Raw genomic sequence first — 13,723 nt, 5'->3', positions numbered from 1 at the left:
GGCGCGGAGCCGAGGCCCCGCGCCGCCGGTTCGCGGTTTCAGGTCGTCCCGATCACCAGCGGTCGACGATCCGGACCACCCGCCGGGTGTGCGGTTCGACCAGCAGGCGACGGCCGTGCGGATCGGCGACCCAGCTGTAGCCGGCGAAGCCGTAGCGCGGCGGCACCGGGGTCAGCATGATGCTGTGCGGCAGCACGGTGCCGATCACGACCGGCCGGTCGATGACCATCGGCGGCGGCTCGTAGCCGACGGGCGCGGCGGTCCAGGTCGGACGGCGGCGCTGCAGGCCGTCGTCCTCGTCGTCGCGCCAGTCCGCTCGCTCGCGCCAGTCCGCCCGCTCGCGCCAGCCGTCCGGACGGGCCGGCACGATGGTGCGTTCGGTCACGGTGCGTTCGTGGACCACGACCCCGCCGCGGCCGGGATCGTAGAGGCGCGGCGGCGGCGGGGGCCGCCGCACCACGACCTGGGTCTCGAAGTCCGGTCCGATGCCGCGCGGCGGCACGGGGGGACGCCAGGTCTGCTCGGCATAGTCGCCGCCGTCGGGTTCGCCGTAGTAGGTATCGGCCGCAGAGGCGGCGCTGGTCAGCGCAAGCCCGGCGGTCAAGGCCAGTACACTCCTCAACATGACATACTCCCTCGATTGTTGAAGCCGGCGCGCTCGGTATCGAGACCCTGCGCGCCTTGCCCCCATCGGCGCCGCCCCGCGGCGGTTCCCCCGCCGCCGGATGGGCCGCCGCCAGCCCGCATCGAGGAGGTTCGGCGCGGATTCTGTCCCGTTCGCGGCCGAACCACGGCGCCGCCACGGAGAGCTCCGCGCATTCCGGCGACAGTTAATGCTTTGGGTGAGGAGAAGGCACACGACGGCGGCTTCGGTCGGCGCGCCGGGACACCGGCCTGCGGACGCCATGCCGCGTCTCGCCGCCCACCTCAGCGAGACGTTCGCCCGAACGCAAAAACCGGCCAGGTCGGCCGGTTGCGTCAGGCACGGGCGGGTCGGTGGCCGAGCGTCGCGGTTATTTGAAATCCTGCATCTGCATCTGCATGAGCTCGGTGCCGCCCGATGCCGCCTGAGCCTTCACGACGCCGACCTCGAACTGGCGTACCGGCACCATGACGGACCGTCCGGCCACCGTCGTCTCCAACTGGGCCGGTATGGCGTCTCTGTCCACGTTGCGCGCAACATAGACCGCCAACACCTGTCCGGCGCCGCCGGTTGCGTCTTGGATGCCGACGCCGCGGACACCCGACACTGCCATCAACCGGGCCTCGTGCTGCCGGAGCGCAGCTTTCGCTTCTCTGATTCCAGCCATGGCTTGCCTCTTGCCGCAGTGCGGCAACATTGTTGATCGTTCGGAATGGGGACGCAACAGCAAACCGTCAGCGCAGGATATCGATATCCAACGCCGACAACACATCGCTAATGCGGTTGGCGACAGTAATCGCCTTGGATCCGGCGAAAAGCAGGCCGACGGGTCGACCTGTCAGAGTTGTGATCAGCGATCCGCTATCGCCAGCATCCGAGCATTTGGTGCAGACGATCTGGTTCGTGAACAACGCCTTCTTGGTTCCGTGCGGCGTTTCGTAGTCCGTCTCCAGGATGGCATTCACGTCGAGAATTTCGGCGACGCTGTAGTCTGACGTTCGCCCAAACTTCTGCACCATGGTGCCGCGTCGCGGAGTACGGACGATGCTGCCGGCCGCGACCGGGCCGCCGCGGGCGGTGAGGGTCGTCACCACCGTCGGATCTATGACCTCGGCGATCGCTGCATCGACCAGATTGGGCATTGTGAAGTCGATCGGACAGAGTTCCGCCAGACTGGCAATTATGTCGTGTGGCCGTCGACCGCCGTCAAGCGGTCCCGGCTGGACGATCGGGTCGCCGGGCATGCCGAATCCAGAGCCGTTGATGGCCAGGACATGGGCGTTGCTGAGGATATAGGTGCGGGTCGGGTCTCCGCGCTTGCGGACATAGCAACCGAGCGTCCCGGCCGTCGATTCCCAATGCCCGATGCTGCAACCGGGAAGGGCGGGGCGGTACCGCCGGGTGTCGAGCTGGGCAACCACGCGGCCGATCTCGACCACGTCCGTCGGTATGGTTCCGAAATCCGGCAGTTCCAGTGTCGACGGCACTGGATGGGCCAGGGCACTGATCGGCTGCTTCTGCTCGACATAGATCCGGATGGCAAGGTCGTTGGTGCGCTGGGCGCCGGCAATCTTCTCACCGATGCCGAACCCGCGGACCCCGCCTGACTGTCGCCAGGTCTTGGTCATGGAATGAAGGCGATGCCGCTCTTTGGGAGCGATCTCCCGGCGACCAGGCGACGGTTCCGGCCATGCGGCATCGACAGCCTGGGCGTGGGTCTGCCTTTCGCTTTGCTGGAATGGTTCGACGATGATCTGTTCCAGAAGGCTGGCGAGCGCGCGTTCGTCGAACATGGAGGATCCTGCAAAGGAGTATGCAAGCAGGAATAATATATACGATATTGACAATCAATAATAGTAATTACAACCGGTCCCGCAGGGCGTACCAGGTCATGGCCAGGACCAGGGACGGGTGGCGCAGGTGGCGGCCGCCGGGGAAGCGGCGGGCGGGGAGGGCGGCCATCAGGTCGAAGCGGGCGGTGTCGCCGGCGATCGCCTCGGCGACCAGGCGGCCGGCGAAGGTGGCGAGGCTGACGCCCTGGCCGGAATAGCCCGCGGCGGTATAGAGGCCGGGCTTCAGGCGGCGGATGTAGGGCAGCCGCGACATGGTCACGGCGAGCGTCCCGCCCCAGGCGAAATCGATCGCCGCATCAGCCAGTTGGGGATAGACCCTCAACATATGCGAACGCACGAAGGTCTTCAGATCCCGGGGGAAGTCGCGCCGGTAGGTCTCGCCGCCGCCGAACACCATCCGTCCGGCCGCGTCGAGCCGCCAGTAATGCACCACGAAGCGGCTGTCGGAGACCGCCTCGCGCCCCGGGATCAGGCGATCGGCGCGCGCCCCGAGCGGTTCGGTCGCCAGCACATAGTTGTGGATCGGCATGACATGGGCGTCGGTCTCCGCCTCCAGCCCGGCGAGATAGCCGTTGCAGGCGACCAGCACGGCGTCCGCCGTCACGGTGCCGGTCGGCGTGACCACGCGGGTCCTGGCGCCCGGTTCGATCCGGAGTGCCGGCGTCGCCTCGTGCAGGGTGGCGCCGGCGGTCTCGGCGGCGCGGGCGAGGCCGAGGGCGAAGTCGAGCGGCTGCAGATGGCCGGCGGTGGCGTCGCGGGTGCCGCCGAAATAGACCCCGGTCCCGATCGCCGCCGCCAGGGCGGCCGCATCGAGCGGGGTGACGCCGTCGAGGCCGTAGTCGCGGCGGAGCTTGTCGGCCTGGCGCCACATCGGCTCGACATAGCGGCGCTTGTGGGCGGCATGGATCAGGCCGTCGCGCCAGTCGCAGGCGATCACATGGCGCGCGATCAGGTCCTTGACGGTCGCCTTGGCGGCCTCGCCGAGGTCGAACAGGGCGCGGGCGCGGTCGCGGCCGAACCAGGCTTCGAGCGTGTCGACATCCTGCCGCTGGCCGGAATGGAGCTGGCCGCCATTGCGCCCCGAGGCGCCCCAGCCGATCCGGTTGGCCTCCAGGAGGACGACCCGGCGGCCGGCCTCGGCGAGATGCAGCGCGGCCGAGAGCCCGGTATAGCCGCCGCCGATGATGCAGACATCGGCATCGCGGTCGCCGTCGAGCGCCGGCCTTTCGCGCCGGTCGCGCGCGGTGGCGGCATAGAGCGACGGGGCATGCGGCGCCGCGCGCACGGGTTGGGGGTGCGCGGGCTGGGGGTGCGCGGTCATCCGAGGCTCCCGGTCCGCGCCGGCGTCATCCGAACACGCCGCGCCGCTTCAGCTCCTCGTAGGTGAGATCGAGGGTCTGGCGGGCGAGGCGGACCAGTTCGTCGGCTTCTGCATGGGTCAGCGTCAGCGGCGGCGCGATGATCAGGCTGTCGCGCACTGCGCGCATGACGAGCCCGGTCTGGAAGGCGTAGTCGCGCGCGATCGAGCCGACCGCGCCGGTCGGGGTGAAGCGGTTCGAGATGTTCTTCGGATCGGGCACCAGCTCCAGCGCGCCGATCAGCCCGACCATGCGCGTCTCGCCGACGATCGGATGGTCGGCGAGCGTCTTCCAGCGGCCCTGCAGATAGGGGCCGATATCGTTGGCGACGCGCTCGACCAGACCCTCGCGCTGGATGATGTCGAGATTGGCGAGCGCCGCGGCCGCGCAGGTCGGGTGACCCGAATAGGTATAGCCGTGGTAGAATTCCTCGCCGAGATTGACCAACACGTCGGCGACCTTGTCGGAGACCATGACGCCGCCGAGCGGCAGGTAGCCGGAGGTGACGCCCTTGGCGATGGTCATCAGGTCCGGCTCGATGCCGAAATAGTCGGAGCCGAACCAGCGGCCGGTGCGGCCGAAGCCGCAGATGACCTCGTCGGCGGCGAGCAGGATGTCGTATTTCCGGCAGATGCGCTGGATTTCCGGCCAGTAGGTCGCCGGCGGGATGATCACGCCGCCGGCGCCCTGGATCGGCTCGCCGATGAAGGCGGCGACATTCTCGGGGCCGAGCGTCCGGATCATCCGTTCGAGATCGGCCGCCGCCTGCAGCCCGAAGGCGTCGTGCGCCATGCCGTGGCCCTCGCCGAACCAATAGGGCTGGCGGATATGGACGATGCCGGGGATCGGCAGGCCGCCCTGGGCATGCATCGGCTTCATGCCGCCGAGCGAGGCCCCTGCCATGGTCGAGCCGTGATAGGCATTGTGCCGGGCGATCACGATCTGCCGGTTCGGCTGGCCTTTCAGGGCCCAATAGTGGCGCACCATGCGCAGCACGGTGTCGTTGGCCTCGGAGCCCGACGAGGTGAAGAAGACCTTGTTGATATGGGCCGGCGCGATCGCGGCGAGGCGCTCGGCGAGGCGGACCGCCGGCGCGTTGGTGGTCTTGAAGAAGGAATTGTAGAAGGCGAGCTCGCCCATCTGGGCATGGACCGCGTCGGCGATCTCCGGGCGGCCGTGGCCGACATTGGTGCACCACAGCCCGGACATGCCGTCGAGCAGCTTGTTGCCTTCGGAATCCCACAGCCACACGCCGTCACCCTTGACGATGACGCGCGCGCCTTCCTCGGCCAGCGCCTTGTGGTCGGTGAACGGATGCAGATAGTGGCGGGCGTCGGCGGCGCGCAGGTCCGCGGTCGGATAGAGGTTCGACTGGAGCATGGCATCCTCGGGCCGGTGTCGGCGGAAGGGCGGCGGGGCGGATCGTGGCAGGCGGGGAGAGGGCGCGCCGGTGGCGGTCGGACGCTGGAAGGCCCGGCCGGTACGGCGGCGACCGTCCGGCCTCACACGTTCAGGAGCAGGTATTCGCGCTCCCAGGGGCTGATCACGCGCATGAAGGTCTCGAACTCGGCCTGCTTGATCGCCCGGTAGGTGGCGACGAAGGCCTTGCCGAAGATGTCGGTCAGCTCCTCGCATTCCTCGAACAGCGCGACCGCCTCTAGCAGGCCGCGCGGCAGGCCGAAATCGAGCGCATAGGCCGAGCCCTCGATCGGTTCCTCCGGCGACATCCCGTCGATCAGGCCGAGATAGCCGCAGGCGAGCGAGGCCGCGATCGCCAGATAGGGATTGGCGTCCGACGACGGCACCCGGTTCTCGACCCGGCGGGCGACCGGGGAGGAGTTCGGCACGCGCAGCCCGACGGTGCGGTTGTCGTAGCCCCAGTGGACGTTGACCGGCGCGGACGACTTGCGCATCAGCCGCCGGTAGGAATTCACGTAGGGGGCCAGCATGCACATGACATGCGGCAGGTAGCGCTGCTGGCCGGCGATGAAGGAGAAGAACTCGCGCGTCGGCTGGCCGTCCGGATTGGAGAAGATGTTGCTGCCATCCTCGATGTCGACCACCGACTGGTGGATGTGCATGGCCGAGCCGGGCTCGTTGGCGATCGGCTTGGCCATGAAGGTGGCATACATGTTGTGGCGCAGCGCCGCCTCGCGGATCGTGCGCTTGAACAGGAAGACCTGGTCGGCGAGCGCGATCGGGTCGCCGTGCAGGAGGTTGATCTCCATCTGGGCGGCCCCCTCCTCGTGGATGAGGGTGTCGATCTCCAGGCCCTGCGCTTCCGAATAGTCGTAGATGTCGTCGAACAGGTCGTCGAATTCGTTGACGGCAGCGATCGAATAGGATTGCCGGCCGGTCTCCGAGCGGCCCGAACGGCCGGTCGGCGGCTTCAGCGGATAGTCCGGATCCTGGTTGCGCTCGACCAGATAGAACTCGATCTCGGGCGCCACGATCGGCTTCCAGCCCTTGTGCTCGTAGAGCTCGACGACCCGGCGCAACAGCTGGCGCGGCGCGATCTCGACCGGGCGGCCGTCGCGATGGAAGGCGTCGTGGATCACCTGCGCGGTCGGGTCGGAGGCCCAGGGCACCACGCAGAGCGTCGAATAGTCCGGCGTCAGGATGATGTCGCTGTCGGCCGGATCGACCGTGAAGCTCTCGTCGTCGTCCGGATAGTCGCCCGTGATGGTCTGCAGGAAGATCGAGCCCGGGATGGCCATGGTCGGCCCGTCGACGAACTTCTGCACCGGCATCATCTTGCCGCGCGCCACGCCGGACATGTCCGGCACGACGCATTCGATGTCGTCGAGGCCGCGCGCCTCGAGCCAGGCGGCGGCCTCCGAGGCGGAGCCGACGCCGCGCACCGTCTCGTGCGCCTTGACCGATTTCTTCTTCTTCGCCATGGGTCCGTCCGAAAATGTGATCACATTTTTGCAGGCACCGTCCCGTCCGTCAACCACGACGGCGATCGGACCCGAACCGTCCTCAATCGACCAGGCTCGCGGCGCCGATCTCGTTCATGCCGTCGAGAATGTCGGCGCGGATCGCCGCCCTCAGTCCGGCCTCGTCGCGCGCCGCGATCGCCTCGATGGCGCGTTCGTGCTGGTCGATCAGGATGGCGGTGCCGAAGCGACCATAGACGAGCCGCATGAAGGGACCGAAACGCAGCCAGACGCTTTCGATCAGCGGCACCAGCACCTCGGAGCGGGCGGCGCCGTAGATCTCGAAATGGAAGCGGTGGTTGGAGGCCATGTAGTCCTCCACGTCGCCGGTCTCCAGCGCGCGCTCGATGTCGTCGTCGGCCGCGCGGATGCGCGCCAGCCGGGCGGCGTCGATATGCGGCAAGGCGCGCGCGGCGGCCTCGGGCTCAAGCAGGGAGCGGGCCGCGACCACCTCGTCGAAGCGGGCCCGCGTCATGTCGGGCACCGAGACGCGGCGGTTGGGATGGATGACCAGGCCGCCCTCGGCCGAAATGCGCCGGATCGCCTCGCGCACCGGCATCGGCGAGACCCCGAGCGTCGCCGCCAGGCCGCGCAAGGTCACGGCGCGGCCCGGCACGATCTGGCCGGTCACGATCGCGGTCTTCAGGGTATCGTAGACCTGATCGTGGATCGGCGCGGCGGCCGGCGCCTCGGTGGCGCTGCCGGGCGCTCCGGCGGTCCGCGCCGTGCGGCGGCGGCCGGGACGCTCGATCTCAAGGGGGGCGGCAAGTCGGCTTCGCGACGGCATCTTCGACCGGGATCGCGCGTTGACAGGGTCGGTCCACTGTGATCACATTTTCGCCCGGATGCAACGCCGCCGCTGCCGCCCGATCGGAGTGCCTTCGGGCCGATCCTTTCCGTCGGGCCTGCAGCGGGACGGGCCGTGGGGTGACGGGGGAGTAATGGGGCGTATCGAGATCGGGCCGGCGGCGGGCGATGCCCTCGACGCCATCGAAACCGGCGAGGTCGAGCGCTTCCTCGAAGCCCATCCGGAGACGGAGGCGGTCGAGTTCCTGGTCACGGAATCGAACGGGGTGCTGCGCGGCAAGTGGGCGCCGGCGGCGACCATCGCCAAGGCCTTCGCGGACGGCATCAATTTCCCCTTCTCCATGTACGGCCTCGACGTCTGGGGCCGCGAGGTCATGGAGACCGGGCTGCATGTCACCACCGGCGACCGGGACGGCTACTGCCGGGCGGTTCCGGGCAGCCTGCGGCCGGTGCCCTGGGCGGCGCGGCCGACCGCGCAGGTGCTCCTGACCATGCATGCGGATACCGGCGAGGCGTTTCTCGGCGATCCGCGCCATGCGCTGGTGCGCGTCGTCGAGCGCATGAAGGCGGCCGGCTATACGCCCTGCTGCGCCGTCGAGCTGGAATTCTACCTGCTCGACCCGAAGGCGCCGCCGATGGCCGACGGCATGCCGGCGCCGGTCTACCGGGCGACCGCGGGCCCGACGCCGCAGAACATGTATGCCATGTCGGACCTGTCCGACTTCTCGTCCTTCTTTTCGGACATCTGGGCCTACGGCAAGGCGCAGGGTCTGCCGATCGACACCATGGTGTCGGAGGCCGCCCCCGGCCAGTTCGAGGTCAACCTGAAGCACCGGGCCGATGCGGTCGCGGCGGCCGACGATGCGGTGATGCTGAAGCGGCTGGTCTGCGAGGTCGCGCGCCGGCACGGCCTCAAGGCGACCTTCATGCCCAAGCCGTTCATGGATGTCGCCGGCAGCGGCCTGCATCTGCATGTCAGCCTGCTCGACCGCTTCGGCCACAATGTCTTCGCCGATCCGATGATCGGCGAGCGGCGGCTCGGCCAGGCGATCGCCGGCCTGCTCGAAACCATGCAGGCGTCGACGCTGCTGTTCGTCTCGTCCTGGAACGGCTTCCGCCGCCTGCAGCCCGGCTCCTACGCGCCGACGACGGCCTCCTGGGGCCACAACAACCGCTCGGTCGGCGTCCGCGTGCCGGCGAGTTCCGATGCCGCGCGGCGGCTGGAACACCGCATCGCCGGGGCGGATGCCAATCCGTATCTGGTCACGGCCGCGGTCCTGGCCGGCATGCTGGAAGGCCTGGAGCGCGAGCTGACGCCGCCGCCGCCGGTCGTCCGCAACGCCTATGAGGAGCCGGTGCCGGCCCTGCCGGCCAGCATGGCCGAGGCCATCACGCTGTTCGAACGCTCCGATTTCGTGCGCCGGATGCTCGGCGTCGAGTATCGCAGCCTGATCGCCCATCTGAAGCGCGCCGAGGCCGAGGCCTTCGCGCGCGAGATCACCCCGCTCGAACGTCTGACCTATCTCTGATCGTGCCGCAGCGGCACTCTTGTACCGCTGTTCGGACGCGATAGGCTGGCCGTCGGAAGTCCCGGAATGATGGTCAAATCGCGAGGTTGGAACATGAAATACCATCCTAGGCTGCTCGGCCTGGTCGGCTTTACCATCGCCGCCGTGCTGTCCGGCGGCGCCGAGGCGCAGACCAAGCAGGTCAACATCTACAATTGGTCCGACTATATCGACCCGAGCATCCTGGAGGACTTCACCAAGGAGACCGGGATCAAGGTCAAGTACGACGTCTTCGACTCCAACGACATCCTGGAGACCAAGCTGCTCGCCGGCAAGACCGGCTACGACGTGGTGGTGCCTTCGGCGCACTTCCTCGGCCGGCAGATCCAGGCCGGCGTGTTCCAGAAGCTCGACAAGTCGAAGCTGCCCAACCTGACCAACATGTGGCCGGCCGTCACCGAGCGCCTCGCCAAGTATGATCCCGGCAACGACTATGCCGTGAACTACATGTGGGGCACCACCGGCATCGGCTACAACGTCAAGAAGATCAAGGAGCGGATGCCCGATGCACCGCTCGACAGCTGGTCCCTGGTGCTCGATCCGGCCAATGCCGCCAAGTTCAAGGACTGCGGCATCATGATGCTCGACGCCTCGGACGAGATCGTCCCGGCCGTGCTCAACTATCTCGGCCTCGATCCGAACACGCGCAACCCGGACGACTTCAAGAAGGCTGCCGAGCACTTCAAGAAGATCCGGCCCTTCGTGCGCAAGTTCCATTCTTCCGAATATATCAACGCGCTCGCCAACGGCGATGTCTGCCTGGTGGTCGGCTGGTCCGGCGACATCAAGCAGGCCGGCGACCGCGCCGAGGAGAAGAACGCGAAGACCAAGGACGAGAAGAAGAAGGTCGAGATCGGCTACTCCATCCCCAAGGGAGGCGCCGCCATGTGGTTCGACAACTTCTCGCTGCCGAAGGATGCCAAGAATATCGATGAGGCCCATGCCTTCATCAACTACATGATGAAGCCCGAGGTGATCGCCAAGGCGTCGAACTTCATCAAGTATCCGAACGGCAATCTGGCGTCGCAGAAGCTGATCGATCCGGCGGTGCTGAACGACAAGAACATCTATCCGGCGGACGACGTGATGGCGAAGCTCTACCAGATCCAGTCCTACGATCCGAAGACGCAGCGCGTCTTGACCGATACCTGGCGCGACATGAAGCGCAAGTGATCCCCGAAGGCCCGGCAGTCGACCTGCCGGGCCTTTTCGTTTCAGGCCCTTCCCTCCATTCGGGTGTCCCTCATGTCGACCAAGACGCTCGGTCCCGTCCGACGCAAGTTCCAGCCCTGGACCGACCCTGCGGCCAAGCCGCTGATCGAGTTCCGCAATGTGATCAAGCGGTTCGGTGACTTCACGGCCGTCAACGACGTGAGCCTGGGCATCTACGAGCGCGAGTTCTTCGCCCTGCTCGGGCCGTCCGGCTGCGGCAAGACCACCCTGATGCGCATGGTCGCCGGCTTCGACGATCCGACCACCGGCGACGTGCTGCTGGCCGGCCAGTCGGTCAAGGGCCTGCCGCCCTACAGCCGGCCGGTCAACATGATGTTCCAGAGCTACGCGCTCTTCCCGCACATGTCGGTCGAGAAGAACATCGCCTTCGGCCTGGAGATGGACCGGCTGCCGAAGGGCGAGATCGCCGCGCGCGTCGAGGAGATGCTGAAGCTGGTCAAGCTGGAATCCTTCGCCAAGCGCAAGCCGCACCAGCTCTCCGGCGGTCAGCGCCAGCGCGTCGCGCTCGCCCGCTCGCTCGCCAAGAAGCCGAAGGTGCTGCTGCTCGACGAACCGCTCGGCGCGCTTGATCGCAAGCTGCGCGAGGAGACCCAGTTCGAGCTGATGGACCTCCAGATGACGCTCGGCATGACCTTTCTGATCGTGACCCACGACCAGGAGGAGGCCATGACGGTCGCCGACCGCATCGCCGTGATGGACCACGGCAAGCTGATCCAGGTCGCGACCCCTTCGGAGATCTACGAGCAGCCGATCTCGCGCTATGTGGCCGACTTCATCGGCGACGTGAACATCATCGAGGGCCGCGTGGAAAGCGCCGCGCCGGTCGTCACGATCGTTTCCGAGGCCGCCGGCACCCGCGTCGAGGTCAATTCGGACACCGCGGTCAATGCCGGCGACACGGTCTACTTCGCGATCCGCCCGGAGAAGATCGCCATCTCGCCCGATGCGCCGGCCGAGACCGGCGTCAACGCCCTTTCCGGGACGGTCTTCGACATCGGCTATCTCGGCGACGTGTCGGTGTTCCATGTCCGCCTCGACGGCGGCCGGACCATCCGGGCGACCGTCGCCAACCGCCATCGCCTGATCGACCGGCCGATCTCCTGGGACGACCGGGTCTGGCTGACCTGGGGCCGGGATTCCGGCGTCGTGCTGACGCGCTGAGGGAGGCTCGCCCGATGTCCCGTTCCCGCCCGTCGCTCGGTCGCATCGCCGTGGTCGCCGTGCCCTATGTCTGGCTGGCGATCTTCTTCCTGGCGCCCTTCGCGATCGTCTTCAAGATCTCGCTGTCGCAGACCGCGATCGCCATGCCGCCCTATGTGCCGACCTTCGATCCGATCGCCGAGGGTCTCGCCGCCACCTGGCAGCGGCTGTCCGAATTCTCGCTCGCCAACTACCAGCGTCTGATCGGCGACCTGAAGGGGACGCCGCTGCTGCTGGTCGCGCTCTACGGCATCGCCGTCGCGGCGGTCGCCGCGGCGTTGGCCCGGGTGGTCGAGGCGCTGGTCGATGCGGTGCCGCGCAGCTTCGGGTCTCTCGTCGTGCTGGTCGCCGCGCTGCCGGCGATCGCGGTGGCGGCGGGACGGGTGCTGCCCTCCGTCGGCCTGATCGCCGGCGAGCCCGGCCTCGGCGCGCTGCTGGCGGCCGCCGGAATGGCCGAACCGCCGGCCTGGCTTGCGTCGGATTTCGGCATCTTCGGCCTCGCCGCGGCAGTCTCGCTGCCCTTCGCCTATCTCGGTGCCCGGCTGGAGGCGCGGGTGCTCGCCTTCGTGCTGCTCGCCGGCATCGCCCTATCGGAGCGCATCTCGGCGCTCGGGCTCCTCGACGACGCCGGCATCTATCTCGAAGCCTATCTGACCAGCCTGTGGATCGCCGGCAGCGCCACCTTGATGACGCTGCTGGTCGGCTATCCGATCGCCTACGGCATGGCGCGGGCGCCGAAATCGCTGCGGCCGACGCTGCTGATGCTGGTCATCCTGCCCTTCTGGACCTCGTTCCTGATCCGCGTCTATGCCTGGATCGGCATCCTCTCCAACGAGGGCCTGCTCAACTCGCTCCTGATGTGGACCGGCGTCATCGACGAGCCGCTGACCATCCTGTCGACCTCCAAGGCGGTCTATCTGGGCATCGTCTATTCCTATCTGCCCTTCATGGTGCTGCCGCTCTATTCGGCCCTGGAGAAGCTCGACGATTCGCTCCTCGAGGCGGCGCAGGATCTCGGCTGCACGCCGTTCCAGGCCTTCTGGCGGGTGACCTTCCCGCTGTCGCTGCCCGGCGTCGTCGCCGGATCGGCGCTGGTCTTCATCCCGGCGGTCGGCGAATTCGTCATCCCGGATCTGCTCGGCGGGTCCGACGTGCAGATGATCGGCAAGACCCTCTGGGAAGAGTTCTTCGCCAACCGCGACTGGCCGGTCGCCTCGGCGGTGGCGATCGCGCTCCTGATCATCCTGGTGGTGCCGATCGTCTTCTTCCAGAACGCGCAGGCGCGCTCGCAGGAGGCCGGCCGATGAAGAAATTCTCGCTCTTCAACGCGGCCTCGCTGACGCTCGGCTTCGCGTTCCTGTATCTGCCGATCCTGATCCTGGTGATCTACTCCTTCAACGAGGGGCGCAGCGTCGGCATCTGGGTCGGCTGGTCGACCAAGTGGTACGCGGCGGCCTTCGAGAACGAACAGCTGATGGAAGCCGCCTGGGTGACCATCCGCATCGCGCTGATCTCGGCGAGCGCGGCGACCGTGCTCGGCACGCTGGCCGCCATCGTGCTCGCCCGCTACGGCCGCTTCCCCGGCCGCATGCTGTTCTCCGGCATGGTCTTCGCGCCGCTGGTCATGCCGGAGATCATCCTCGGCCTGTCCTTCCTGCTGCTGTTCGTCGCCGTCGATTTCGACCGCGGCTTCTGGACGATCATGCTCGCGCACGTCACCTTCACGATGTGCTTCGTCGCCGTGGTGGTGCAGTCGCGGCTGGTCACCTTCGACCACAGCCTGGAGGAGGCGGCCATGGATCTCGGCTGCCGGCCGGTCGGGGTGTTCTTCCGGATCACCCTGCCGATCATCCTGCCGGCGGTGGTGTCGGGCTGGATGCTGGCCTTCACGCTGTCGCTCGACGACCTCGTCATCGCCAGCTTCAACACCGGGCCGGGCGCGACGACCCTGCCGATGAAGATCTATTCCGATGTCCGGCTCGGCGTGAAGCCGGAGATCAACGCCGTCTGCACCATCATGATCGGCGTGGTCACCGTGGCGGTGATCATCGCCTCGATCCTGACCCGGCGCAGCGAGGCGGAACGCGAACGGGCCGAACGGCTGGCGGCGGCAGGGTGAGGG

At 67.7% G+C, this 13,723-nt stretch carries 12 protein-coding genes; 5 read left to right on the top strand and 7 right to left on the bottom strand.

Translation table 11 applies throughout. The features are described from left to right. Positions 1-52 precede the first annotated feature (52 nt). From ABB55_RS28730 to ABB55_RS06115, 7 genes are all read right to left on the bottom strand, one after another. The gene (locus ABB55_RS28730) at positions 53-625 is read right to left on the bottom strand and encodes a DUF1236 domain-containing protein (RefSeq protein ID WP_160321176.1); all 573 of its coding nucleotides are present in this window, start codon (positions 623-625) and stop codon (positions 53-55) included. 388 nt (positions 626-1,013) lie between these two features. Continuing rightward, on the bottom strand, positions 1,014-1,310 hold the full coding sequence (locus ABB55_RS06140) for a hypothetical protein (protein ID WP_152981939.1): 297 nt from the start codon (positions 1,308-1,310) through the stop codon (positions 1,014-1,016). Positions 1,311-1,377: 67 nt separating this feature from the next. Next, positions 1,378-2,436 carry a chymotrypsin family serine protease gene (locus ABB55_RS06135; RefSeq protein ID WP_054358021.1) on the bottom strand — a complete coding sequence of 353 codons (1,059 nt, stop codon included), beginning with the start codon at positions 2,434-2,436 and terminating at the stop codon, positions 1,378-1,380. Between the two features lie 67 nt (positions 2,437-2,503). Continuing rightward, entirely contained in the window at positions 2,504-3,817 is a 1,314-nt protein-coding gene (locus ABB55_RS06130; RefSeq protein ID WP_054358020.1) for an NAD(P)/FAD-dependent oxidoreductase, read from the bottom strand. 25 nt (positions 3,818-3,842) lie between these two features. Beyond that, positions 3,843-5,234: an aspartate aminotransferase family protein gene (locus ABB55_RS06125; RefSeq protein ID WP_054358019.1), complete on the bottom strand. Its 1,392-nt coding sequence runs from the start codon at positions 5,232-5,234 to the stop codon at positions 3,843-3,845. Between the two features lie 122 nt (positions 5,235-5,356). Next, positions 5,357-6,754: a glutamine synthetase family protein gene (locus ABB55_RS06120; RefSeq protein ID WP_054358018.1), complete on the bottom strand. Its 1,398-nt coding sequence runs from the start codon at positions 6,752-6,754 to the stop codon at positions 5,357-5,359. Positions 6,755-6,836: 82 nt separating this feature from the next. Next, positions 6,837-7,580, bottom strand: a complete 744-nt coding sequence (locus ABB55_RS06115; protein WP_083463394.1) for a GntR family transcriptional regulator — start codon at positions 7,578-7,580, stop codon at positions 6,837-6,839. A gap of 154 nt (positions 7,581-7,734) precedes the next feature. On the opposite strand from ABB55_RS06115, the gene ABB55_RS06110 reads away from it, so the two are divergent. From ABB55_RS06110 to ABB55_RS06090, 5 genes are all read left to right on the top strand, one after another. Further along, complete coding sequence (locus ABB55_RS06110) at positions 7,735-9,129, top strand: glutamine synthetase family protein (RefSeq protein WP_054358017.1); 1,395 nt, start codon at positions 7,735-7,737, stop codon at positions 9,127-9,129. A gap of 93 nt (positions 9,130-9,222) precedes the next feature. Beyond that, positions 9,223-10,341 carry a polyamine ABC transporter substrate-binding protein gene (locus tag ABB55_RS06105; protein ID WP_054361871.1) on the top strand — a complete coding sequence of 373 codons (1,119 nt, stop codon included), beginning with the start codon at positions 9,223-9,225 and terminating at the stop codon, positions 10,339-10,341. Between the two features lie 72 nt (positions 10,342-10,413). Next, positions 10,414-11,562, top strand: a complete 1,149-nt coding sequence (locus tag ABB55_RS06100) for an ABC transporter ATP-binding protein (RefSeq protein WP_054358016.1) — start codon at positions 10,414-10,416, stop codon at positions 11,560-11,562. A 488-nt stretch (positions 11,563-12,050) separates the two neighbouring features. Continuing rightward, a complete protein-coding gene (locus ABB55_RS06095) occupies positions 12,051-12,908 on the top strand; it encodes an ABC transporter permease subunit (RefSeq protein ID WP_083464063.1) in 858 nt (285 codons plus the stop codon). Further along, positions 12,905-13,720, top strand: a complete 816-nt coding sequence (locus ABB55_RS06090) for an ABC transporter permease (protein WP_054358015.1) — start codon at positions 12,905-12,907, stop codon at positions 13,718-13,720. Before ABB55_RS06095 ends, ABB55_RS06090 begins: the two co-directional genes overlap by 4 nt. The last annotated feature ends 3 nt before the right edge of the window (positions 13,721-13,723 follow it).

The sequence above is a fragment of the Prosthecodimorpha hirschii genome (assembly GCF_001305515.1).
In the GTDB taxonomy this organism is placed as follows: Bacteria; Pseudomonadota; Alphaproteobacteria; order Rhizobiales; family Ancalomicrobiaceae; genus Prosthecodimorpha; species Prosthecodimorpha hirschii.
The sequence above is the reverse complement of the archived record's forward strand: the minus strand, read 5'-3'. Positions and strand labels throughout refer to the sequence as shown.